At 45.9% G+C, this 2,229-nt stretch carries 2 protein-coding genes; both read left to right on the top strand.

Going from position 1 to position 2,229, the window contains the following annotated elements:
- Positions 1–401 precede the first annotated feature (401 nt).
- Entirely contained in the window at positions 402–578 is a 177-nt protein-coding gene (locus ACJROR_RS04400; RefSeq protein ID WP_406037405.1) for a hypothetical protein, read from the top strand.
- 213 nt (positions 579–791) lie between these two features.
- Positions 792–2,229 (top strand): AAA family ATPase (locus ACJROR_RS04395; RefSeq protein WP_406546034.1); only part of this gene is annotated, 1,438 nt, incomplete at its 3' end.

The raw sequence follows: 2,229 nt of genomic DNA, 5'->3' as shown, positions 1-2,229 counted from the left end.
ACGGGAGCAGGCTGAAAGAAGACGACCTCCCATGGAAAACAGCGACTGTCGGTTCTTTTCCGGGTGCGGAAGATGCGCGTATATCTCCATGCCTTTACCGAGGCGGAAATGAGCTGCAAGCAGGGCTATGCCTTTTCCTGCATTATGCGGGGATTCCTGGCTCTGGAGTACGGGGAGATCATGAATTAAATGCCTGAAGCCCGGAAGACTGCGGAAGAGTATTTTAAGAAGGGCAGCGCTATGAAGGATCTCCCGGTCTGCCGCCCGATTGCGGAAAACCGCCGGGACGGCCGCACGCGGGATCTTAAGGATGAAGAAAGGATTATCACCGGGATCCTGATGACGGGCTGCGACCTCGGCAGCGATTTAGCCTGCGGCTTTTTTAGGCCGGGGACTGCCGCATGGCCCGGAGCTACGGAACCAAGGGCTGCGCCATGAGAGATCCCCGGGGGAATCCCTTTATGAATCCCCGGAGCTGCCAGTACCGGAAGCTTGCTCAGGCAAAGCTGGCCGAAGCTCCTTCTGACACGGCGGCTCCGGGAGAACGGGCAGCCCCGCAGGATACCGGAGCGGAGTAAACCACATCCTGAATATATGCTGCAAAGTGATAACCGGAGCCACCGCCCTGTTATGAGAACTCCCGGAACAGATCTCTTATGAAACAACTTGAAATACGGCAGAAGATGCAAAAATCTGGAAAAATATCTTCGCGTAGCTGTTCATCATGGATGTAAGATCCGGAATTAAAGCTTTGCTCATGAATTTTTTGAAAATCTTTTACGAGGTGTATTATGAAACAAATACCGGAATCATTTTCACTATTTGAAACTATTATCAGAAATGATTATGTTTATATAGACAAAACTGAATATATAAAAAGATATGAAGATACCGGAGTAATGGTTTCCATGTTTTTAAGACCCCGGAGGTTCGGCAAAACCATGTTTACCGAAATTATGCGGTATTATTACGATAAGGCCATGGCTTCAAAGTTTGATGAACTTTTTAAGACAACCTGGATTGCTTCTCACCCCACGCCTTTAAAAAATTCCTACAATGTTTTAAAGTTTGATTTTTCAGGAGTGCAGAGCAATATTGACATTACAACAACAATGAAATTTTTTAGAAGGCAAACCATTCGCGGAATAAAATCTTTTTGCCGGAATTATCCTGAATTATTTTCTCATAAAGTACAGTTATGCAATTCTTATTCTTTTACTTCTGCCGTTGATCGATATTATTCTGACACTGAAAGATTTGTATCAGCTGCTGATGTACTGTCTGATTTTTTAGACTCCGTATCAGACGAGCTTGATTCATCTAAATTAATGGTGATTATTGATGAGTACGATAATTTCACCAATGATATCCTGAGCCGAGATCCTGGTGTGTTTGCGGATCTTGCCAGAAAGGAAGGGGATATCGGAGCATTTTACGGAGTACTCCGTAATTTTAATCAGTCAGAGGTTATTGAACGGATTTTCGTAACCGGTGTTCTTCCGGTGACCATGGATACCGCCGTGTCCGGTTTTGTTTTCCGGAGCATTTCCGATAAGCCGTCTCTTAACAGTCTCGCCGGTTTTACCCGGAGCGAAATTCTTGATCTCCTCCGGGAAACAGTTGACTTTGAGAAGTGTTCCTATTCTCCGGAAGTTCTCTCAGACATTATTACGGAAAGATATGACGGGTATCGTTTTGACAAATTCTGCTCTGAAGGAGTCAGTAACGCCGCATTGTGCCTTGGTTTTGTCAGCAATCTGATTGACGGGAGATATAACATTCCGGAACTTAATATTTCGTCCGTCAATGATATTGATTACGTTAAACTGTCGGGATATCTGGATCTGATACAAGAACAGGATCGCGAGAGGATAATAAGCGCCATTACCCGAAACCGGCTGATCCCCTTTGAGTTTCCCGGTTCCGTGAAGGTATCTCATGAGCATGCCGAGCTCAGCAAGGACGAAGGTCTTTCCATCCTTTATCATCTGGGTTTTCTTACCCTGGCCGCAGCGGACGAAATGAAAAAGGCCCGGGTAAAAAACATGGCCCGGGATCATCTCCGGGTGCCCAATGAATATTTCCGGAGACTGTTTGCGAAGTACATTTTTCAGAAACGGAACCTGAGCTGGTCAGTGTTCAGCGATACCTATGATTTCAGCGGTATGGAGGCAAAAAACGATCTTGCGACGCTGCGAAGGTTTCTTAAAGCCATTTCGCAGGCCTTTG

It is taken from the genome of Succinimonas sp., assembly GCF_045225735.1.
In the GTDB taxonomy this organism is placed as follows: Bacteria; Pseudomonadota; Gammaproteobacteria; order Enterobacterales; family Succinivibrionaceae; genus Succinimonas.
The sequence above is the reverse complement of the archived record's forward strand: the minus strand, read 5'-3'. Positions and strand labels throughout refer to the sequence as shown.

Bases quoted from the DNA above. Each gene is read 5' to 3' on its own strand.
- ACJROR_RS04400 (WP_406037405.1), top strand. From the start codon at position 402: ATGGCCCGGAGCTACGGAACCAAGGGCTGCGCCATGAGAGATCCCCGG.